Genomic DNA, 19,842 nt, shown 5'->3' on the forward strand with positions numbered 1-19,842 from the left:
ATTCACCTCATTCATCTTTTGCCTTAACCGGTTTATAAACAGGCTGCCATACCGCTGCTTCTACAAGTTCATTTACATTTTGCTTGGTAACAGTTGCTACGGTATCTTTTACAGCAGCATCAGCAACTGCTACAGCAACCGCCTTTGATACTTTTTGAAGATCTTTAATGTTGGGAAGAAGCGTATCTCCTTTTGTGTCTGTTTCTGCTATACGCGCTACTGCATTGGCTGCTTCTGCAAACATAGATTCAGTAAACTTTTGAGCGCGAACCACAATTGCACCTAAACCAAGACCCGGAAACACAAACGCATTATTAGCCTGTCCGATTTCATAAGTGTTCCCGTTATATTCAACGGGTTCAAATGGACTTCCCGTTGCAATAAGGGCTTTTCCTTCCGTCCATTTTATAATATTTTCCGGAACAGCTTCAGCAAGTTTAGTAGGGTTGGAAAGAGGCATAATCACCGGGCGCTCTACATGTTTTGCCATTTCTTTAATGATTTCTTCAGTAAAAGCATCCGTGACGCCTGACGTTCCAATTAAAATTGTTGGCTTCACTTGCTTGACAAGCTCCAACAGTGAAATTTTATTTTCATCGTCTTTTTCCCATTCTTTAATCTCTTCATTTTGGCGAACATACGGCTGTTGAAAAGGAGCTAAATCTTCCATATCTTTGGTTAACAGACCTCTGTAATCATATGCCCAAAAACGATCATATGCTTCTTCTTCAGACAGCCCTTCAAGCATCATCGCACTATGAATACGATCAGCATTCCCAATTCCAGCAGATCCCGGTCCAAATACAACAACCCTTTGATCTTTTAGGGGCGTTCCTGTAATGCGCACCGCTGTTAAAACGGCTGCAAGAGTAATTACTCCCGTTCCTTGAATATCATCATTAAACGTTAAAATTTTATCGCCGTATTCTTTCATAATGTGACGCGCATTAATATTCCCAAGATCCTCCCAATGAAGAAGCGCTTTAGGAAACTTGGTCGTTATTTCTTTTACAAATTGAGCAATAAAACGATTATAGTCTTCTCCTTTTACTCGTTCATGACGATTTCCTAAATACAAAGGATCTTCAAGAAGCTTTTTGTTATTGGTCCCCATGTCAAGAACAACAGGCAGTACGCGGCTTGGGTCAATTCCTGCTGCAGCCGTATAGACCGCTAACTTTCCAACTGCAATATTTATCCCTCCTACACCCCAGTCCCCAATGCCGAGAATACTTTCTGAATCCGTTACAACGAGCAAATCAATATCTTCGCTGTCGAGTCCTAAGTTTTCAATCGCATCACTTAATCGATCCGCTTCATTTACGGATAAATATAGTCCATCAGGTCGATGGTATTCATGGCTGTATTCTTGGATGGATTGACCTACAGTAGGCGTGTAAATAATGGGAAGCATTTCACTTAAATGATCGGTTAATAAACGATAAAATAAGACAACGTTCCGATTATGTAGGTCATTCAACGAATTATTTTTTTGAAGATCATTCGGTGCTTTTTTGAACTGTTCATATGCTCTTTTTGCCTGTTCTTCTAACGTTAAAACCGTTGGAGGAAGAAGTCCCTGCAGATGAAGGTTTTCTCTTTCTTCTTCAGTAAAAGCAGAACCTTTATTTAAATAAGAAGTGGATAAAACTGATTTTCCTTTTAGTGAAGTTGAAATTGACCCATCTTTTTCTACTTTATATGCTCTCATGTTTCTTTACCTCTTTTCCTAAAACAATTAGATAGGGTTAGGTTCAGCAAAGAGATATATTTTTAACCATTTATTTTTAATGAAAACAAAAAAGAGATTGAGCCATAACTACATCAATACAATCTAGAGACGAAAAAACGGGATAAATGAAACCTGTGTTCAACCTAACAATAAAAAAATCCGAACGATTTATCGTTCGGATCTTCCTTACACGAAAATACGTTTTTTCCCATCTCGTTTTTTATACTACACTATAGTCTTCCTGCTCACTTTCTAAGTAATTAGGTGGATGTATATGTGAAGGCACAAGACATTCATAGCTTTCCCCTTCTAGTCTATCCTCCAGCTCTTGTTTGGCTTGACTAATCAGCTCTTGATTTTCTATCATTTCAATCGCCGTAGCCGCGATGGCTTTTCCAGCTAATAACATCGCATCATGGGCATACTCCGTTTTCCCTTGAGCAACGGCTTGCCATGTATGAAACGGCGTAGCATAAGCCCACGTTGCGGTCACGCACTGTGCAGTGGGAACATTCCAGCTAACGTCTGCGACATCCGTTGATCCTGTCATGAAGGAAACATTTTTAGACATAGGAGCAATTTGGTTGAAGACTGGATGATCCGCTAAAGCTCTGTCTAGCAGTGAACCCACTTGTTTTTTTGCTGCCTCTTTATCTTCGGCGGATGTAGACTCGTAAATAGCTTTGGCAAAAGCTATTTCTTCATGTTTCACTTCAGCCAAATTTATCTGCATCATTTGCTTATGCATGAGCTGCTCCATTGTTTGATTTGGAATTAGATTAGCGCAGGCTCCTTGAATTTCCTGTTCCATTTGTGTTTCAGTCATTAAAGCCGCTCCCTTTGCAATTTTCACAACCCGTTCATAAAGTTCTTTTACTTGAGATGGCTTCGGAGCACGAATTAAGTACATCACTTCCGCTTCTGCTTGAACAACATTAGGAGAAATGCCTCCGCTGTTTGTAATGGCGTAGTGTACGCGCGCTTCATCTATCATATGTTCACGCATATAATTCACACCAATATTCATCAACTCTACAGCGTCTAAAGCGCTTCTACCAAGGTGAGGACTAGCAGCTGCATGACTGCTTCTTCCTTTAAATTTAAAAGTTGCTTGCATAACCGCATTCGATGACGTATGCATAACACCATTAACGGTAGCGGGATGCCATGAAAACGCGACGTCTACATCTTGAAAAAATCCTTCTCGTACCATATACGTCTTTCCGTAACCACTTTCTTCAGCTGGACATCCATAGTATCGAACGGTCCCCGGGACATTTTTTTCTTTTAAATATTCTTTGACAGCAAGTGCAGCTGCTAGTGAGCCTACGCCAAGTAGGTTATGTCCACACCCATGGCCATTTCCGTTTTTTTTGACCGGATCTGCTACTGCACACTTATCTTTTTGACTCAGCCCGGTAAGCGCATCGTATTCACCGAGAATAGCGATGATCGGATAACCGCTCCCGTAACTTCCAATAAAACCTGTTTCAAGGTTAGCAATATGTGTACGAAGCGTAAACTCTTCTTTTTCTAACATGTCGCAAATCAGCTGTGCAGACTTATACTCTTCAAACCTCGTCTCTGCATATTCCCATATTTGATCACTGATTTGAGTTAGCTCGTTTCGCTTTTTTTCAATAAGTTGTTCGACTTCTTTAATAATACCCATGAGACATTCTCCTTTTTCTTCATTATTTAACAGCATTTTGTGCGTCCACTACCACTTTTGCAGGTCGAATCGAAAACAACGAAATAGCACAGACAAGAGCGCAGATAATTAATAAAGCAAATGCTGCATTATACGACCCGCCAAACGATTGTACTAAAAAGCCAATGAGCATCGGTGTTAATACGCCGGCTGCTTGAGCTCCTGTATTGATAAAACCATTTGCTGAACCGACCACTGATTCAGGCAACATTTTTAAAGGAGCTGAAGCGATTAAAATCACATTAAACGAAAACAGCAAGGTGACTGCACTTTGAAAAACGATAAACATGCCTACGCTAGGTGAAATGGCCATGAAGCAAAGAAAAATACCCATCAGTAAACCAAACACCGCCGCTATCGTCTTGTCTTTTCCGTCCGGAAGCTTGTCTAAAACAAAGCCGCTAACAAACATTCCGATAATGCCTACAAATGCTGGGATAGCGGAAAGAAAACCGATGTCCGTTAAATTCAGATGTCTTACTTCGGCTAAATATGTAGGCATCCACGACATGAGCCCCCAGTTAATGGCGTAGATACTGAAGTATGCAATAAATAAATTCCAAATCATCGGAGTTTTGATAATTTCTTTTAATGTCATCTGCTTAGCAGGAATAGCAGAAGTCTCTGTTTTTTCTCTCTGCTGCTTTTCTTTCAGTAAAAAAACAAACAGAACTGTAATAACGAGTCCGATGGCTCCTATGATATAAAAGATACTTCTCCAGCTTATCGTTTGCATCAGCTGCGTCGCTAGAATTGGTGTAACCACGCCCATAATCGTACCTGACGATAACAAGAAGGACATGGCTCTACTGCGTTCTTGCTGAGGAAACCACCCTGCGATTCCTTTTGATGCAGATGGAAAATAACTCCCTTCCCCTAAACCAAATAAAAAGCGAATGATAATAATAGAAGCAAAAGACCAGGCCATGCCGGTAAAAACCGTAAACAAAGACCATAAAAGCACGGCGATTGTAATGACTTTTTTAAATCCAAAGCGGTCTGCTAGCCACCCTCCAGGTATTTGCATCAGTGCGTATCCTGCAAAAAAGCTGCTTAAGATGATGCCTGTAGAAGAAGCATTCAGATGTAGATCTTTCGAAATATCTAAAATAGCGTAGTTAATAATAAAACGATCTAAGTTTCCAAGCGACCAGCCTAAAAATAATAAAAATAAAATGACGTATTTCCAGTTCGACCTTGCTAGCATAAATGCACTCATCTCCTTTTTATTCCATTTAATGTAATGTTTTGTAACAAATCAATTCGTTATATAAATATTAAAAAATTCTGACTATTTTTTCAATGTGTATTTCTATATAATAAGAACTATAACTATGTATTTTTTTACATTAAGTAGTCTATAAGGGGTTGTTAACATGAGTGATTTATTAGCTAATATGAAAGGTTATCTTACATCTATTATCAAAAATAGTCCTTATCAAATTTGGACAAGTATTGATTCTGCAAATTTTAACGTGATTTTTTCCAGTTCTTCATGTTCATCCCTGACTTACCCTCCTCCCACTAGCCTACATAACGGCAGTGATTCCTTTCAAAAGCATATGGCATATGAAGAGTTCGAGGAAATTTACTTGTCCTTTCCAAATCGCTATGCGTTTGTTGTTCGCATATTTGCTAAGCACGACTGGACACCCCCACAAATAAAACAGCTATCGGCTACCTTTTCTCCTTATGTGCTGCAAAAAAAGCTGGAGCGGCATGAGCACATTTTAAACGTGCTTATGAAAAGCATTAAGGAAATTTCACTTTTACAAGACTCAGATTATCTATTAACAAGAATTCTTGAAAATGCTCTTTCAGTTATTTCTGTTGCGGATATGGGCGTGCTGTGGATGTTTGATTCTTCCACTCAATTTCTTTTGCCTCGCGCCTGGTCCGGGGGGCCAAACAATGAAATTCAAAACATGAAAATGAAAGTTGGCGAAGGAATTATCGGAAAGACATTTCAGCATAATAAAAGCTATATGTATACGAACTTAAAAGATATATTACGCGATTCTTCTACTATGACTGACGATAATATTCATTATCTTAATCAGTCCTATACGTTTACAAACATTCAATCTATTATTTCTGTCCCCATTTGTATGGAAGAACAGACGGTATGCGTACTCATTATTTATCAAAATGGTACAACCCCTCTTTTAAATGAAGAGGATAAAGAATTGTTAGAAAGCTTTTCTGATCAAGTATCGATTGCTCTCTTAAACTCAGCGCTTTTTGAAGATGTAAAAAAACAAAATGAACTTTTAATACGCCGGGATCAAATTCATCGCACCTTCATGAATGTTTCACTTCAAAGTAAAGGAATTGAACCAATACTTACCGAATTGCGCCGAATGGTTACATCCCCTGTCACCATTGTAGATTTTGTTGATAATAAGGCCTATGGCTTCTTGAAATTCTTTGATATAGACACAAAAACAGCTGAATTTCATACACATTTTCTTTCACATACAAAGCCTTGTTTTTATACTATTGAGGCACACAATGAAGCACACAGTGTTTATATTCACCCCATACACGGCATTGACACGCTCTTAGGGTTACTTATTATGCAGGCAAATCAAGGAGATCTTTCCTCTCTAGATCAAGTGGCACTCGAACAAAGCAGCTCTGTTATTGCATTAGAAATGCTGAAAAAACAAACGTTAGTTGATTTATTTTACAAGCGAACACATGAATTATTTAGTGAATACTTATCGTGTTATGACACCACTTTGCTGTATCAAAAAGCAGCTGAGCTAAACATTGATACAAAAAAGCATATTCTAGTCGCTCTCATTACCATTCGTTCACAAGCGGACCTGCAGCTCTTAAACTTACACCTTCATCGCCTTGTATCTGACATCAAATCGGTTTTCAGCTCAAAAGCACCGGTCGTATACGGATTCGACACCAAAGTAACCATTGTATTTACGCTTGATCCTTATGAAAAACATCATGCTATTATCAATCAATTAGAGGATTTACTCTCAAAATGGCGTTACTACAATGAATGTCATGTAAAAACAGGGATTGGAAGTCGGTATTCTCATTTTACTCAAATAGGAAAAAGTTATAGTGAAGCTGAAAAAGCTATCTCTTACCTTCTGTCTCAGCAGCAAGATGGATGCATGTTGTATGAGGAAATAGGAATTAACAGGCTATTTATTAATCAATCAAAAGAAGAAGTAAAAACCTTTATTGATGAAGTATTTCTCCCTCTTAAGAACAATCATTTAAACGACGAACCTTTAGAGCAAACGCTAGAAGCGTATTTCGATAATAACCGCTCTGCTTCACTTACAGCTAAGCAGCTTCATATTCATGTTAATACACTCTATCAGCGATTGAAAAAAATTGAAGAAAAAATGAACATATCATTTACAAACAGTGAACACCTATTAAAAGTTCAGCTAGCATGCTATTTAAAAAAATTTCACTACAGCTAAAAAACCGATTCTTATTTTTAAGAATCGGTTTTTTCGGTAGAAAGAACAGCCTCAATTGATTGTTTCCAGCGGCTCAGTACCTCTTTGGAATCATGAAGCTGAAATTGAATTCCTGATGTTAAAACTGCATATTTTGCGTAATCTTCTTTAACAGCGGCTACTTCTCCCGTAAATAGCTCATAGCCTGATGACACAGGAGCTTCTTTTTTTAGGGAAAATTTAATGTAATAAGCTTTTCCTTCAACAACTAATGTAACGGTTGCCTTATGATTCTGTATCATGTTTGTTGAAGATGTTGTATCTTTCCATACTAATAGCTTGACGCGTGAAGAGCTAATAGCTACCAGCTCTCCTGCGCTAATCATTGCTACATGAGGAAAACCCTCGGATGTCACTGTAGATAGCAACATCGCATCATGCTGCTTCCTTTCTAGATCTTTTCCATTTAAAAATACCCGCACGGCTCTTGGCAGCTCTGCTTTATTCATTTTACTTACCACCTTTGCTGATTAAGATCGGGGTGGCACAGGAGGCACGTGCGTTGCCAGCGGTACGTCTTTTGGATTGACTTTAAATGGTCGAGGGTATTTTTCAGGATTGGTGATCGTCTCAGGTTCAGAAGAACGCCAGGTAAACAAACACACGCTGCATAAATAAATTTCCCAGGCTCCTTCAACTGGTGATTTAGATACTAAGTTCGCTTGTTTGGTTTCACATCTTGGACAAGTATGCATGTCGATTCCTCCTTGTTTATTTTTGCATCATATTCGTTAAGATTTTTTCCCATTTTTCAGTTTCAAGTGGTGTATCTAAAGGCTGAGAATAGTGGCCTCTTGTTTCAGGTGCAATCGGTGTTGTAGCATCCAAAATCATTTTATCTGTAATACCAGCCGGCTCAGATCCTGGATCAAGTGGCAGAACTGAAAGATTAGGCACTGTTATAACATCATGTTTTGGGTGCATTTTTGTCGATAGCGCCCACATAACTTGCGGTAAATTAAACGGATCCACATCTTCGTCTACTAAAATAACTAGCTTGCAGTATCCTAATCCATGCGGCGTAGTCAATGCCCTCATACCAACCGCCTTAGCAAATCCTCCGTATCGGCTTTTCGTTGAAATAATAGCAACGAGACCGTGAGTATACATCGCGTTCACCGCTTCAATCTCTTCAGGATATGCTTCTTTTAGCTGCTGATATAAAGGAACGCTTGTATTGATTCCAATTAAATAATCTGTTTCTGTCCAAGGCATACCGATATATAAACTTTCAAAAATAGGATCTTTACGATGATATACGCGATTGATTTTGATAACAGGCATGCTTCTGCCACCGGAGTAATGACCTGTAAATTCGCCAAAAGGACCTTCATATTCACGTTCACCGGCTAAAATTTCTCCCTCTAAAATCACTTCTGCTCCCCAAGGTACATCTAAATCAGAAAGCTGAGATTTCACAATTCTGTACGGTTCACCTTGAATAGCTCCTGCCATTTCATATTCTGATTGATCATAATGAAGCGGCGTAGCGGCTGCTGTGACAATCGCAGGTTCACATCCTAAAGCAATTGATACAGAGAGGTTTTCACCTTTTTCTTCGGCTTGTTTCAAGTGAATGGCAATATCATGCTGTGGCACAGGCTGAATGCCTAGACGGTCTTTCCCTTTGACCTGCATACGATATATACCTACGTTTTGCTTGCCAAAGTTCTCCTTATCATTCTGATCACGAGAAATAACGCACGCTTTATCTAGATAGTAGCCTCCGTCTCCTTGATTCAAGCGAAACAACGGCAAAAGGTCGAATAAGTTAATATCATCTTTAATCTCACACTCATGAAATGGCGCCGTCTCTTCTCTTTTTACTTTGACAGGAAATTTTTCATATCTCCGAGCAAACTCAAAGAACTGTTCTTTTACAGGAGTTGATTTAGGCATTTCCATCATTAACGCGTGATTTGACCAGGAACCCATTACGTTTAGGGCTACCTTTGCATTGTTGTACCCATAAATATTGGTGAATAATAATCCCGGCGTTTGGTCTCCTAAATTACTGATGGCTTGACCTGCTGAACCCAAATCTGGATCAGGCTGCACTTCATCTGTAATCGTCAGTAGCTGCCCTTCTTTATGTAGCGTATTAAGGAAATCTCTAAAGTCTTTATAAGCCATGTTTATTTTCCTCCTTGTGATAAATGTTTAATTCCATTCCATCTTTTTGCCTCAGGAAGCTCAATTCCTAATTGATCTAACGTTCGAACAGCAATATGAGTGACAATATCATCAATCGTTTCAGGCTTGTTATAAAATGCCGGCATGGGAGGCACAAGGATAGCGCCCATTTTTGAAAGATCCAGCATGTTTTCTAAATGAATCGTATTCAAAGGCGTTTCTCGAGGAAGTAGCACAAGTGGCTTTCTTTCTTTTAACATCACATCTGCCGTTCTCGCTATTAAGTTATCTGCTAGTCCCATTCGAATAGATGCTAATGTTTTCATGCTGCAAGGACTAACAATCATTCCGTCTATACGAAAAGAACCGCTCGAAATTTTTGCTGCTTGGTCTTGATATGAATAACAATAATCTGCTAGCGCTTCTACTTGCTGAACGCTATACGGTGTTTCTAACTTAATTGTGGCATGAGCCCAAGTCGACATGACTAAATGCGTTTCAACAGAAGCCTTCTTCAAAAGCTCTAAAATTCGAATACCTAGAATAGCTCCCGTGGCTCCTGTGATTCCTACAGCTATTTTCATCTCTCTTTCTCCCCTCTGCTTTGGTTACACATTTAACTTTACACTCATTTTCCATACAATTAAAATATTGATAAAATATATAATAATACCTTTAAAGTATGGAGTTGAATACAGTGGAATTAAGACAGCTGCATTATTTTATTGTCATAGCTGAAGAATTAAATGTGACCAAAGCAGCAAAGCGCCTGCATATGGCTCAGCCTCCTTTAAGCAGGCAGCTAAAACAGCTCGAAAATGAGCTGGGCCTTTTACTTTTTGAACGAAATAATAACAAGCGCTTATTGTTAACGGTAGAAGGTGAGCTTTTTTTAAAACGAGCGAAAGAAATTGTGCAAAGGGTCGAAAAATCAGTATTAGAAGTACAGGAATGTAAAAACGTAACAAATGAAAAGCTTGAAATCGGATGTACGATCTACTGTGCATCAACGGTTCTCGATAAGCTAACTCTTATTCAAAAACAGTATCCAAACAGCACATTTAACATCTATGAAAACGAACCAGCTCACTTAAACGAGTTATTAACGGAAGGAAAAATCGATGTAGCAGTCACTACTACTGACTTACCTTATCAACATGTCAAAACAAAAACACTTGCACCAGATGTTTTTGTTGTAGCTGTTCCTAAAGAAAGTGGTTATGCAACAGAAAAGATTTCAGTCGCTGAAATTGCTTCTCTCCCTCTTATTCTTCTTCGTTCAAATCGGGAAATAAGCATATATAATCGCATTGTGAAGGAATTTGAAAAGATAGGTGTAATACCCAACATTTTATGCGAATGCCATGATTCAGCGATGCTTCTTAATTTAGTATGTCGTGGCCTTGGTGCTGCCATTGTTCCTTATTCAATGCTTTCCTCTTTTTCACTAGAACATATTAAAATTCTAAGTATAGAAGATAATCCATTTGTAATTAAGCCTTTAGTTACGTGGCGTATCGACAGTTATCTTCCCAAAATCGCTCAAGAATTTTTAAAGCTTTTTTAAATATAGATGCACAAAAAAGACTTTGCTAAAATAGCAAAGTCTTTTTTTATGTTCTATATTGATATATGTGACTACATTAACCAAGAAATTAACAGCGGTAATGTAACAAGTGACATAATGGCACTAAGTACGAATGCTGAAGCTGTTTCACCAGCTAAGCTGTCAAAGCGAACTGAAATCATCGCTGCTACAGCTGAACCTGGGAACGCTACTAATAATACTAATTTTACGATGTCAGCTGATGATAGGCCCATTGCTGTTGCAATTCCTAACATTACAAGCGGCTGAATAGCAACTTTTAAAATCGCAATACCAAATGCCGCTGGGCTAAATTGAATTTTACGGATACCAATTGTTACCCCAACTGCGAATAGTGCCGCACCAGATGTAATTGAACCAATTTGATCTAAACTGCTTGAAAGTAAATCTGGAGACTGGAACCCACATAATACTAATACTACTGCGATTAACGGAACACAAGCTAATGGTTCAGAAAGACCGTGTAAGATTGATTTAATCGTTACTTTAAATAAGCTTTCTTCTGAATCCCCTTCACTTCTTTCGCGCTGTCCGACCGTACCAATAATAGTTGCTAAAGGATCAAGCATCGCATTTACTACAATACCCGTAATGGCGATTGGAATTGCTACTACATCTGCGCCAAACAAGCTACCTAATACGGGAATACCCATGAACGCAAACGTTGGCTGCGTAGAGTTTAAAGAGAACATAGACGCGCCTGTTAGTGAGTATTTGAATACATATTTTGCAACAAGTAAGAAAAGAACATAAAATCCAATAATACCAAGAACTAATGCTAATAAAAACGGCCATTTTTCAATAAGCGTTTGTTTTGATGTTGTTGTAATACCAACGAATAGATGTGCAGGTAACGCAAATTTTGTTACAAGCGTGTTTAACCCTTTAGATGTTGTTGCATCAAACTTTTTGAAATACCCTGCTAAATAACCTAACAAAATAACAAAAAAGATTGGGGTTAAAATAATAAAGATTTGACTAATTTCCATTTTTGAACACTCCATTGTTTAGATTAGACTCAATCATATAAATTTGCTTTCTTAGAAAGATAATTATCTTCTAAGGCTTGTCTATGGATATTGTTTACGTCAGGCCATTCATCTCCCTTTTTGCTAAACATCTCTACAAATATGAAGTAACGTATAATGGTTCATGAAAACGCATGGACTTTGTTTTTCTGCAATCATTTATTTACTTCGAAGCTGTTCATTTAGTTAAATCAAATCACACAAAACTTGTCATACAATACAGTAACTCTACAACCTTAGCAAAAACTTGTCATACAATCATGTTGTTGGCTTACTTAGGCTGAAAAAAAACACCTTCAAATGAAAGATGCTTAATCTTGTGACGAAAGAAAGCTACTTCTGATTGATGAGGAAGAATCTCTAAGAGTTTGAAACTCTCAGTTAAAAAGTTCCATAATTTCACAAAGTTTTTACAAACAATCTTACTTATTTGTATATTGCTTTCTGTGACGAATTTATGAACATGTTTTAACTTAACATTTGTAGGGGAATTATTCAATTACATTGCTTAAACTTTTAGTGAAAAAAATATTTTAATCCTGTTTTTTTTACATAAAACGGATTAAATTAGTCAAAAAGACCTATATATTATCGATTAAAAAGAAGATGATTCATCTATCACCTTCTTTTGCTTACTTTATTTAATAATTACATGTAGATCATAACGTTACTTTATTTTAGCATCAATAATGGAAAAATTGTGTTCTTCTGAAAACCACGTTTTAATTTTTTCTTTTGCTTTCAGTTTAACACCTTCATCAATGTACATGGCAACTTGAATCAATGCAAGCCCCAGAGCTCCTAAATCATCTGTAAATCCAACTCCTGCTGCAAAGTCCGGAATTAAATCTAAAGGAAGAATAAAATAACCTAACGCTCCTATAATGACTGCTTTTGCTTTTGGGGGAATATCAGGTTTTTGCAGCGTGTAGTATAAAAGCAATACGGCATAAACAACGTTTGCTCCCGCTTTTTTACCAAACTTTTTAAGCTTGTCCCAAAATTTTTCTTCCGAATAATATTTGGCTGTTTCCTCTGTCCGAATGGGTACAATTTCTTGTTTCTCTTCCATATCGATCACCCTTTCATCACCCTATGTACTTATTATAAACGATTATCTCTACCGAATTCCATTGAGAGCTTAAACTCCATAAACCTGCACAAAGCAGGCTTATGAATTTTTTAATGAGTAATGCTTCATAACGATAGCAACTAAGTCATTCAGCGCCGTTTCACTTTTAGAATGATTTTCAAACTGCTGAATAAGATCCATATGTTCAAGCAGCACTTCGTAATTACCCGTCATCTTTCTCAGAACTTCATATGCGGAACTATTCAAATCCACTTGTATTTTCAAATCCTCCAGCTGTACTAGATACTCATTCCAGCGCTGGTCTTGTTCTAGCAGCAGCAATACAATTTCTTTTATCGCCTTCCGCACATTGGACTCCATCTTTTCATCTCCTTTGATACACAGATATAACAAAGTCTATGAAAAAAACGAGCTTTTTCATTCCCGTATTAAGCAAAAAGAGTTTCTTTTATTTTATAACAAGCCCGCTTAAGAGCTCTTCCCATACTTTATCATCGCGCAGCACGTCCATTGAAAAAATAGGTGCATGTAAAACACATGTATAAGGCAAGTCCCAGTTAGCTTCGGACAAAAGTTCTTTTTCACTGTTTGTCAGCAGCAGTATATAGAAATCGTTTTTGACCATTCCCTTTAAAACATGCTCTAATTCTTTCGCTTCTTCATACGTTCCGCCCATACGAATAAACAATATACAAGAACTAGTCTCCATTGACGTTAAAAATCGCTCCGTTCTCCGTTCATATTTTTCCTTGACTTCATTATATGAAAGCCAGTTAGTCTCCGTATTAATAGACGACGGAAAATCATGAGCAGAATCAATTTGATACACCTTATCACGCAGTCTAAGCGTGGAACCATCTCCGAAAGAACTGATATAGGTTAAGTGTTCATATACAAATAAGTCTTTACAGCGATTTTTCAACAGCTGGTTAACATGAGAAAGAGAAATACTAATACACCAATCAATCACGCCGGCTTGTTTTCGCAAAGAATATTTTTTCATGTATATCCCTGGAAAACAGTTATAGCCTAAGCTGTATATCATATCGTACTGCTTGCTTTTTAGTTCATTTAAAGTAACCATATTCATCCTCCCTTCTTCTATAAAATATGACAGTCTTTTATAGAAAGAGGCGGCTTCTGCCTTATACCGTACAAGCTTTTTGCGTTTTAGGAGCTTGTGTAATAAAAGAGTAAGGAATTAAAAAAACAACCGAAGCAAAATATTTTGGAACTCGAAAGATTCTTGTTAAAATACTTGTATTCCATTGAAATAACAAGGCCTATGAAGTCTTTAAAGAAAGAAGATGAAATTGATGAGTAAAGCATTAAAAGATATTCCGATTTCCGTGTTAGATCTTTCTCCTGTAGTTGAAGGAGGAACTGTATCTGACTCACTTAGAAATACATTAGATTTAGCTCAGCACGCTGAAAAATGGGGGTATAACCGCTATTGGCTAGCTGAACATCATAATATGACAGGTATCGCAAGCTCCGCTACATCTGTTGTAATTGGTCATGTAGCTGCAGGCACGTCACGCATTCGCGTAGGCTCTGGAGGTATTATGCTTCCTAACCATTCTCCGCTTGTTATTGCTGAGCATTTTGGCACGCTTGAATCACTATTTCCAGGACGTATTGATTTAGGCTTAGGAAGAGCGCCAGGGACAGATCAGCTGACAGCACAAGCGCTGCGACGCGACCGCAGAAGCGACGGCAGTGACTTCCCAGAACAGCTGGCTGAACTGCAAGAATACTTTAAACCGGCTTCAGAAAGTCAGATGCGCGTTAAAGCTGTTCCCGGTCAAGGTTTAAATATTCCGATTTGGCTGCTTGGCTCAAGCGGTTTTAGCGCACAGCTTTCTGCACAACTAGGCTTGCCATTTTCATTTGCAAGTCACTTCTCACCTAATAATACAATGACAGCTCTTAACATGTATCGCCGTTATTTTAAGCCGTCCGACGTGTTAGACAAACCATATGCAATGTTAGGTGTAAACGTAATCGCTGCTGATACAGATAAAGAAGCTGAACGCTTGGCTACTTCTATGCAGCAGCAGTTTCTAAATTTAATTCGAAACACACCGGGTAAACTCAAAGCTCCTGTGGATAATATGGATGAACTATGGACGGACTTTGAAAAAGCTTCTCTTCAACAGCAGCTGGGCTCTTCTATTGTCGGAAGTCCTGAGACGATTAAAGTCAAGCTGGAACAGTTTATTGAAGAAACAGAAGCAGATGAACTGATGATTAACGCTCAAATTTACGATCACAAAGCTCGCCTTCGTTCGTACGAAATTGTTTCTCAGCTGTTCAAATAATAAAAAGGCCGGACACGTCCGGCCTTTTTATTTGCTTTCTACTGCTTCAAGAAGTAAATCTGCAAGATGAACGGCCCTTACACTTTCTTCTACTCCTTCTCTGACTACTCCTAGCTTCATTTGAATGAGACAGCCCGGGTTTGCTGTTACAATCGTATGGGCATGGGCTTCTTTCACTTTTTCCATTTTATAATCTAAAATTTGCATAGACATCTCTTGTTCCGTTAGATTATAAATACCAGCTGAGCCACAGCAATGATCCGCATTTTCCATTTCATGAAACACCGTTCCGTTAATCGCTTGGATCAGTTTTCTCGGTGCGCTGGACGTTTTCATCACGTTTCTTAAATGACACGAGTCTTGATACGTAATAATTTGACTTGGCAGCGATAACTTTTGTTTTTCCACAAACTGCTGCTGCAATAAAACCTCTGAAAAATCTTTTACTTTTGCAGAAAAGGCCTCTGCTCTTTCTTTCCATTCCGGTTCCTCTTTTAATAAATGATCGTATTCTACCAACAGCGCACCGCAGCCTCCTGCATTAAGAACAATATCATCCGCTTGAATGGATTCAAACGCCATGATATTTTGCTTCGCTAACTTTTTTGCCTGATCTTTTTCTCCTCCGTGCGCATGCAGGGCGCCGCAGCACGTCTGCACTTCTGGTATAACGACCTTACACCCCGCTTTTTGTAAAAGTGCAATCGTCGCGTTGTTTGTTTCCATAAACATCGTATCCATTAAACACCCTGTAAAAAAAGCAACCGTACGCTCTCTTGTTCCTTCTGCTTCAAATAAAAACGGCCGTTTCTTCATTTCTTTTTTGGTTGGCACAAGCGGAAGCGTTTTTTCCATTTGTGCTAGATTACCAGGAAGGACGTTTAGTATGTTTGTTTTTTGAACAGCTTTTTGCAAGCCGCTTCTTTGATAGAAAGCAAGCAGAGAATGTACATTTTTTAATCGTTCTTTATGAGGAAAAAGCTGTTCGAACACCATATGCCTGAGCGCTTTTACCGGCCATTTATGTCTTTTTTTCTGCTGAATAATATCACGCGCTTCTTCTAATAAGTGTCCGTACTTCACACCCGAAGGACAAACAGGCTCACACGCTCGGCAGCCAAGGCAAAGATTCAATTGCTTTTCAACGGATTCATCAGGTTCAATAAGTCCGTCTACCACTCCTTTCATCAAAGCAATTCTTCCGCGCGGTGACGCTGCTTCATATTGATTCGTTTGGCCATACGTCGGACAGCTTGGCAAACAAAAACCGCATCTCATACAATTCATTAACTCGTCATAATCTAACCGTTCTTTGAACGCTTGCTGAATGTCTTTTGTTGCCGTCATGAACGAACCACCACTCTTTTTCTCGTGTCTTTAGCAAAAATTTTCCCTGGATTCATAATTCCTTGCGGGTCCAAAGCATACTTAATTGCTTTCATCGCAGCTACTCCTTCTCCGCCCATCTTCAGCGCTAAATACGGTGCTTTCATTTCTCCAACTCCGTGTTCACCTGTAATCGTTCCTCCAAGCTCAATGGCTTTATGAAAAATCGCTTCAAAAGCTTGTTCGACGCGGTGAAGCTCTTCTTCGTCACGCGCATCTGTTAAACAAGTCGGATGCAGATTTCCGTCTCCTGCATGACCAAACGTACAGATCTTAACGTTATATGTTACAGCAATTTCATTAATCGCTTTGACCATTTCACTAATTTTAGACCGCGGGACGGTTGCGTCTTCTAAAATGGTCGTTGGCTTCATTCGCGCTAAAGCAGAAAGAGCTGATCTTCTTGCTGTACTTAACGCTTCTGCTTCTGCTTGCGAAGCCGCTACTTTTACAGATACAGCATTTCCTTCGCTGCAGATGCGGGAAATCATTTCAATATCCCGACTCACCACTTCCGGCGGACCGTCTTGTTCAATCAATAAGACAGCGTTTACATCAGTTGGAAGCCCAACTTGGGCAAAATCTTCTACTACTTCACACGTCGGCTGATCTAAAAATTCAAGCGTAGCCGGAATAATCTTATTGGCGACAATTGCTGAAACCGTCTTAGCAGCTGCGTCCATGTCTTCAAACAGCGCGAGCAGAGTTTGTTTTGTTTCAGGTATTGGAATGAGCTTTAAAATCGCTTCTGTCACGACGCCAAGCGTTCCTTCAGACCCGACAAACAAGTTCGTTAAATCGTAGCCAGCTACATCTTTAGCTAACTTGCCTCCCGTCTTAATGCAGTCGCCGTTTGCAAGAACTACTTCAAGACCAAGAACGTAATCTTTTGTTACGCCGTATTTTAAGCCTCGTAATCCTCCTGAGCATTCATTGATGTTTCCTCCGATGGTTGATATTTTCATAGAGCTTGGATCAGGAGGGTAAAATAAACCTTTTGCCTCTACAGCGTTAATTAAATCTAAGGTTATAACACCTGGCTGCACGGTAGCGGTTAAATTTTCTTCATCAATTTCCAGAATTTTATTCATTCGGTTAAATGTAAGAACAATTCCGCCTTGCGTTGGACACGTTCCTGCGCTTAAATTTGTGCCTGAACCTCTTGGCACAATAGGAACATGATCTTCGTTGCATATCGTTAAAATTCTTTTCACTTGATCTTTGTTTTTAGGCATAATAACCGCATCAGGAAGCGACTGAAAGTTAGGTGTTGCGTCATAAGAGTACACGAGTCTTGCTTCACTGCTATCTTGAAAGTTGGCTGATCCTACAACTTCAATGAGCTTTGCTTTTGTTCGTTCATTAAGCATAACGTTCCTCCTTATATATCTCTTAATTTTATTATAGTTGCAGAAGCCACGAGGGGCTATGGATAAAAAACTAAAAAAAAGCGCTTTAAAAACTCATTTTTTGTATGTTTATCTAACGAAGGGCGCACTTATTCTAATAGAGACAGCGCAAGGTAAAAAAGCGTGATACCCTTTACGCTTTTTGGATCAATGTCTGTTAGTTCTTTCATTTGCTTCAAGCGGTAATGAAGCGTATTAATATGAATATGTAAATCAAACGCCGTTTTTTTCAAAGATTGATCGTTGGCTAAATAGCATTTCAGCGTTTCGAGAAGCTCTTTTTCTTTTTGAATGGAAGAAAGCACTCGACTCAAGAATTCCTTTTTTACAGGTTCAGAAACGTCTTCTAAAATCATGTCCATCAGCAGCTCCTCATAAAAAACAACGGTTTGACGTTTTGAAGCCACTTTAAGCGCTTTTTTCGCTTCTTCATATGAAGCATGCAAATTAAATTGCTCCGCTGGCTTTCCTACACCAATAGTGATCATAACTTGGTTGTTTGCTTGAATATACTGCTGACATTTTATTAATTCTTCTTTAAATCCTTGCCTTGCCTTTTCACCTACAGCCTCTTTAAGTAAAAGCAAGCGATCGTATCCCCAATTTGCGATATAATCTCCTTCAGCTTTATGACTTTCAAACCAGTAGCGAATCATTTCTTGCACCTGCTTCTGCTTCTTTTTCGAAAGAGATGAATCAATTTGAAACAGCGTGCAGCAATAAGCACTGTCTACTTGTACTCCTAAAATATGGCCTCGTTCAATAAATTCTGCATCTACTTGCTGGCTATAAATCCATTCACGAAAAAAAGCTTCTACTCCTTTATTTTCCCATTCCTTTGTTTCTATGTAATATGCCTCGCGAATAATTAGCTCTGTTAATCTTCGAATAATGTCTGCAAAAGGCTCAACAGCTTCTGGAGTACCTGTAATGCCAATAACGCCAATAATGTCTCCTTGATAACTGATAGGCAAATTAATTCCTGGCTTAACTCCTTTTAAATCTGCTGCTTCTTTTTTGGAGATATATAGTTTTTGCTTTTTTTGCATCACGTTCCAAGCGCCTTCATGAAAAAAACCAACCCGCTTTTCTTCTGTAGACGCAATAATAATTCCCCGTATATCCGTTACAATTACATGTTCTTTCATCACAAGCTGTACTTCTTTTATAATTTTCTTCGACAGTTCAGACACTAGCTGCACGTTGTTTACACCTCACCTATCATCAATTAAAAGAGCTGAAAGAATGATTTTCTCCCAGCCCGCTTTTTTTATTATGCGTTCACTTTTTCAGCTTTTTTTAGCACGTTAAAAAACTCTTTCATAAATTTAGGTAAATCCGGCCAAGCTTGTCCGGTTACTAGGTTTCCGTCTACGTGAAGCGTCTGTTCCACAAATACAGCACCCGCCGCTTCTACTTCCGGTCGGCAAGCAGGATACGCTGTCACTTCTCTGTCCTGCAGATACTCTCTAACCGTCGTTAACACGAGCTGACCATGACAAATAACGCCTAAAGGTTTATTTTCTTTTAAAAAATGCGCAGCGATTTCCTGAACTTTTGTGTTCATTCGAATGTATTCAGGCGCCCGTCCTCCAGGAATAATAAGACCATCATAATCGGCAGGGTCCACTTCATCGACAGAAGCGTGAGAATCAATTTTATATCCCGTTTTCTCTGTGAATGTTTCCATTTCTGGAAGGAAATCATGAACAACCGTTTGGAGCTTTTTTTTCACGGGAGAAGCAATGGTACACTGAATATCTTCTTCTAAACAGCGATAATACGGATAAAAAACTTCTAATGCCTCCACGGCATCTCCTGTTAAAATCAAGACACGTTTACTCATCTTTTATCACCTTTTCTTTCTTAATGTTGTCACTTACTTCTTCTCGCAAGCGGCTTTCCATTCCTGCTTTTCCCCTATGAATA

The 19,842-nt window shown here is 38.7% G+C and carries 18 protein-coding genes; 3 read left to right on the plus strand and 15 right to left on the minus strand.

All coding sequences use genetic code 11. From position 1 onward, the window contains the following. Positions 1-7: 7 nt before the first annotated feature. From AC1D0Y_RS21855 to AC1D0Y_RS21865, 3 genes are all read right to left on the minus strand, one after another. Positions 8-1,711: an NAD-dependent malic enzyme gene (locus AC1D0Y_RS21855; RefSeq protein WP_263035723.1), complete on the minus strand. Its 1,704-nt coding sequence runs from the start codon at positions 1,709-1,711 to the stop codon at positions 8-10. Positions 1,712-1,952: 241 nt separating this feature from the next. Next, positions 1,953-3,404, minus strand: coding sequence for a M20 family metallopeptidase (locus tag AC1D0Y_RS21860; RefSeq protein WP_098578702.1), 1,452 nt, complete (start codon positions 3,402-3,404; stop codon positions 1,953-1,955). 22 nt (positions 3,405-3,426) lie between these two features. Beyond that, positions 3,427-4,650, minus strand: coding sequence for an MFS transporter (locus AC1D0Y_RS21865; RefSeq protein ID WP_028408291.1), 1,224 nt, complete (start codon positions 4,648-4,650; stop codon positions 3,427-3,429). A 169-nt stretch (positions 4,651-4,819) separates the two neighbouring features. Here AC1D0Y_RS21865 and AC1D0Y_RS21870 point away from each other — a divergent pair, with 169 nt between their 5' ends. Next, positions 4,820-6,898, plus strand: coding sequence for a helix-turn-helix domain-containing protein (locus tag AC1D0Y_RS21870; RefSeq protein ID WP_263035722.1), 2,079 nt, complete (start codon positions 4,820-4,822; stop codon positions 6,896-6,898). A 17-nt stretch (positions 6,899-6,915) separates the two neighbouring features. On the opposite strand, the gene AC1D0Y_RS21875 is transcribed toward AC1D0Y_RS21870, so the two are convergent. Genes AC1D0Y_RS21875 through AC1D0Y_RS21890 form a run of 4 tightly spaced genes read right to left on the minus strand, consistent with a single transcriptional unit; the run spans position 6,916 to position 9,654 of the window. After that, positions 6,916-7,386, minus strand: coding sequence for a hypothetical protein (locus AC1D0Y_RS21875; protein WP_028408289.1), 471 nt, complete (start codon positions 7,384-7,386; stop codon positions 6,916-6,918). A 21-nt stretch (positions 7,387-7,407) separates the two neighbouring features. Next, a complete protein-coding gene (locus tag AC1D0Y_RS21880) occupies positions 7,408-7,632 on the minus strand; it encodes a non-oxidative hydroxyarylic acid decarboxylases subunit D (RefSeq protein ID WP_060746933.1) in 225 nt (74 codons plus the stop codon). A 16-nt stretch (positions 7,633-7,648) separates the two neighbouring features. Next, positions 7,649-9,070: a non-oxidative hydroxyarylic acid decarboxylases subunit C gene (locus AC1D0Y_RS21885; protein ID WP_098331795.1), complete on the minus strand. Its 1,422-nt coding sequence runs from the start codon at positions 9,068-9,070 to the stop codon at positions 7,649-7,651. Between the two features lie 2 nt (positions 9,071-9,072). Continuing rightward, positions 9,073-9,654 (minus strand): non-oxidative hydroxyarylic acid decarboxylases subunit B, encoded by a 582-nt coding sequence (locus tag AC1D0Y_RS21890; RefSeq protein WP_060746935.1) that lies wholly within the window; start codon positions 9,652-9,654, stop codon positions 9,073-9,075. A 113-nt stretch (positions 9,655-9,767) separates the two neighbouring features. Between AC1D0Y_RS21890 and AC1D0Y_RS21895 the strand changes: the two genes are divergently transcribed. Then, the gene (locus AC1D0Y_RS21895; protein ID WP_477707916.1) at positions 9,768-10,637 is read left to right on the plus strand and encodes a LysR family transcriptional regulator; all 870 of its coding nucleotides are present in this window, start codon (positions 9,768-9,770) and stop codon (positions 10,635-10,637) included. Between the two features lie 71 nt (positions 10,638-10,708). On the opposite strand, the gene AC1D0Y_RS21900 is transcribed toward AC1D0Y_RS21895, so the two are convergent. The 4 genes from AC1D0Y_RS21900 to AC1D0Y_RS21915 all read right to left on the minus strand — a co-directional run bounded on the left by AC1D0Y_RS21900 (position 10,709) and on the right by AC1D0Y_RS21915 (position 13,881). Next, positions 10,709-11,665 carry an AEC family transporter gene (locus tag AC1D0Y_RS21900; RefSeq protein WP_028408284.1) on the minus strand — a complete coding sequence of 319 codons (957 nt, stop codon included), beginning with the start codon at positions 11,663-11,665 and terminating at the stop codon, positions 10,709-10,711. Between the two features lie 706 nt (positions 11,666-12,371). Continuing rightward, entirely contained in the window at positions 12,372-12,776 is a 405-nt protein-coding gene (locus AC1D0Y_RS21905) for a YkvA family protein (RefSeq protein WP_060746937.1), read from the minus strand. A 99-nt stretch (positions 12,777-12,875) separates the two neighbouring features. Next, complete coding sequence (locus tag AC1D0Y_RS21910) at positions 12,876-13,157, minus strand: hypothetical protein (protein ID WP_060746938.1); 282 nt, start codon at positions 13,155-13,157, stop codon at positions 12,876-12,878. Between the two features lie 88 nt (positions 13,158-13,245). Beyond that, the gene (locus AC1D0Y_RS21915; RefSeq protein WP_033579187.1) at positions 13,246-13,881 is read right to left on the minus strand and encodes a DUF1796 family putative cysteine peptidase; all 636 of its coding nucleotides are present in this window, start codon (positions 13,879-13,881) and stop codon (positions 13,246-13,248) included. 232 nt (positions 13,882-14,113) lie between these two features. On the opposite strand from AC1D0Y_RS21915, the gene AC1D0Y_RS21920 reads away from it, so the two are divergent. Further along, entirely contained in the window at positions 14,114-15,118 is a 1,005-nt protein-coding gene (locus tag AC1D0Y_RS21920; protein WP_028408282.1) for an LLM class flavin-dependent oxidoreductase, read from the plus strand. Positions 15,119-15,145: 27 nt separating this feature from the next. Here AC1D0Y_RS21920 and AC1D0Y_RS21925 read toward each other — a convergent pair whose 3' ends face one another. The 4 genes from AC1D0Y_RS21925 to AC1D0Y_RS21940 all read right to left on the minus strand — a co-directional run bounded on the left by AC1D0Y_RS21925 (position 15,146) and on the right by AC1D0Y_RS21940 (position 19,759). Next, positions 15,146-16,465: a (Fe-S)-binding protein gene (locus AC1D0Y_RS21925; RefSeq protein ID WP_060746939.1), complete on the minus strand. Its 1,320-nt coding sequence runs from the start codon at positions 16,463-16,465 to the stop codon at positions 15,146-15,148. Beyond that, positions 16,462-17,874: a glycolate oxidase subunit GlcD gene (gene glcD / locus AC1D0Y_RS21930; protein ID WP_060746940.1), complete on the minus strand. Its 1,413-nt coding sequence runs from the start codon at positions 17,872-17,874 to the stop codon at positions 16,462-16,464. The genes AC1D0Y_RS21925 and glcD overlap by 4 nt, the downstream gene beginning before the upstream one ends. 128 nt (positions 17,875-18,002) lie before the next feature. Then, positions 18,003-19,115: a CdaR family transcriptional regulator gene (locus tag AC1D0Y_RS21935; RefSeq protein WP_028408279.1), complete on the minus strand. Its 1,113-nt coding sequence runs from the start codon at positions 19,113-19,115 to the stop codon at positions 18,003-18,005. A 71-nt stretch (positions 19,116-19,186) separates the two neighbouring features. Further along, positions 19,187-19,759 carry a DJ-1/PfpI family protein gene (locus tag AC1D0Y_RS21940; protein ID WP_028408278.1) on the minus strand — a complete coding sequence of 191 codons (573 nt, stop codon included), beginning with the start codon at positions 19,757-19,759 and terminating at the stop codon, positions 19,187-19,189. Positions 19,760-19,842: the final 83 nt, after the last annotated feature.

It is taken from the genome of Priestia sp. P1_B12_1, assembly GCF_056406695.1.

Bases quoted from the DNA above. Each gene is read 5' to 3' on its own strand.
- AC1D0Y_RS21865 (WP_028408291.1), bottom strand. From the start codon at position 4,650: ATGCTAGCAAGGTCGAACTGGAAATACGTCATTTTATTTTTATTATTT.
- AC1D0Y_RS21885 (WP_098331795.1), bottom strand. From the start codon at position 9,070: ATGGCTTATAAAGACTTTAGAGATTTCCTTAATACGCTACATAAAGAA.
- AC1D0Y_RS21875 (WP_028408289.1), bottom strand. From the start codon at position 7,386: ATGAATAAAGCAGAGCTGCCAAGAGCCGTGCGGGTATTTTTAAATGGA.
- glcD (WP_060746940.1), bottom strand. From the start codon at position 17,874: ATGCTTAATGAACGAACAAAAGCAAAGCTCATTGAAGTTGTAGGATCA.
- AC1D0Y_RS21925 (WP_060746939.1), bottom strand. From the start codon at position 16,465: ATGACGGCAACAAAAGACATTCAGCAAGCGTTCAAAGAACGGTTAGAT.
- AC1D0Y_RS21855 (WP_263035723.1), bottom strand. From the start codon at position 1,711: ATGAGAGCATATAAAGTAGAAAAAGATGGGTCAATTTCAACTTCACTA.
- AC1D0Y_RS21940 (WP_028408278.1), bottom strand. From the start codon at position 19,759: ATGAGTAAACGTGTCTTGATTTTAACAGGAGATGCCGTGGAGGCATTA.
- AC1D0Y_RS21900 (WP_028408284.1), bottom strand. From the start codon at position 11,665: ATGGAAATTAGTCAAATCTTTATTATTTTAACCCCAATCTTTTTTGTT.
- AC1D0Y_RS21920 (WP_028408282.1), top strand. From the start codon at position 14,114: ATGAGTAAAGCATTAAAAGATATTCCGATTTCCGTGTTAGATCTTTCT.
- AC1D0Y_RS21905 (WP_060746937.1), bottom strand. From the start codon at position 12,776: ATGGAAGAGAAACAAGAAATTGTACCCATTCGGACAGAGGAAACAGCC.
- AC1D0Y_RS21870 (WP_263035722.1), top strand. From the start codon at position 4,820: ATGAGTGATTTATTAGCTAATATGAAAGGTTATCTTACATCTATTATC.
- AC1D0Y_RS21880 (WP_060746933.1), bottom strand. From the start codon at position 7,632: ATGCATACTTGTCCAAGATGTGAAACCAAACAAGCGAACTTAGTATCT.
- AC1D0Y_RS21910 (WP_060746938.1), bottom strand. From the start codon at position 13,157: ATGGAGTCCAATGTGCGGAAGGCGATAAAAGAAATTGTATTGCTGCTG.
- AC1D0Y_RS21890 (WP_060746935.1), bottom strand. From the start codon at position 9,654: ATGAAAATAGCTGTAGGAATCACAGGAGCCACGGGAGCTATTCTAGGT.
- AC1D0Y_RS21860 (WP_098578702.1), bottom strand. From the start codon at position 3,404: ATGGGTATTATTAAAGAAGTCGAACAACTTATTGAAAAAAAGCGAAAC.
- AC1D0Y_RS21915 (WP_033579187.1), bottom strand. From the start codon at position 13,881: ATGGTTACTTTAAATGAACTAAAAAGCAAGCAGTACGATATGATATAC.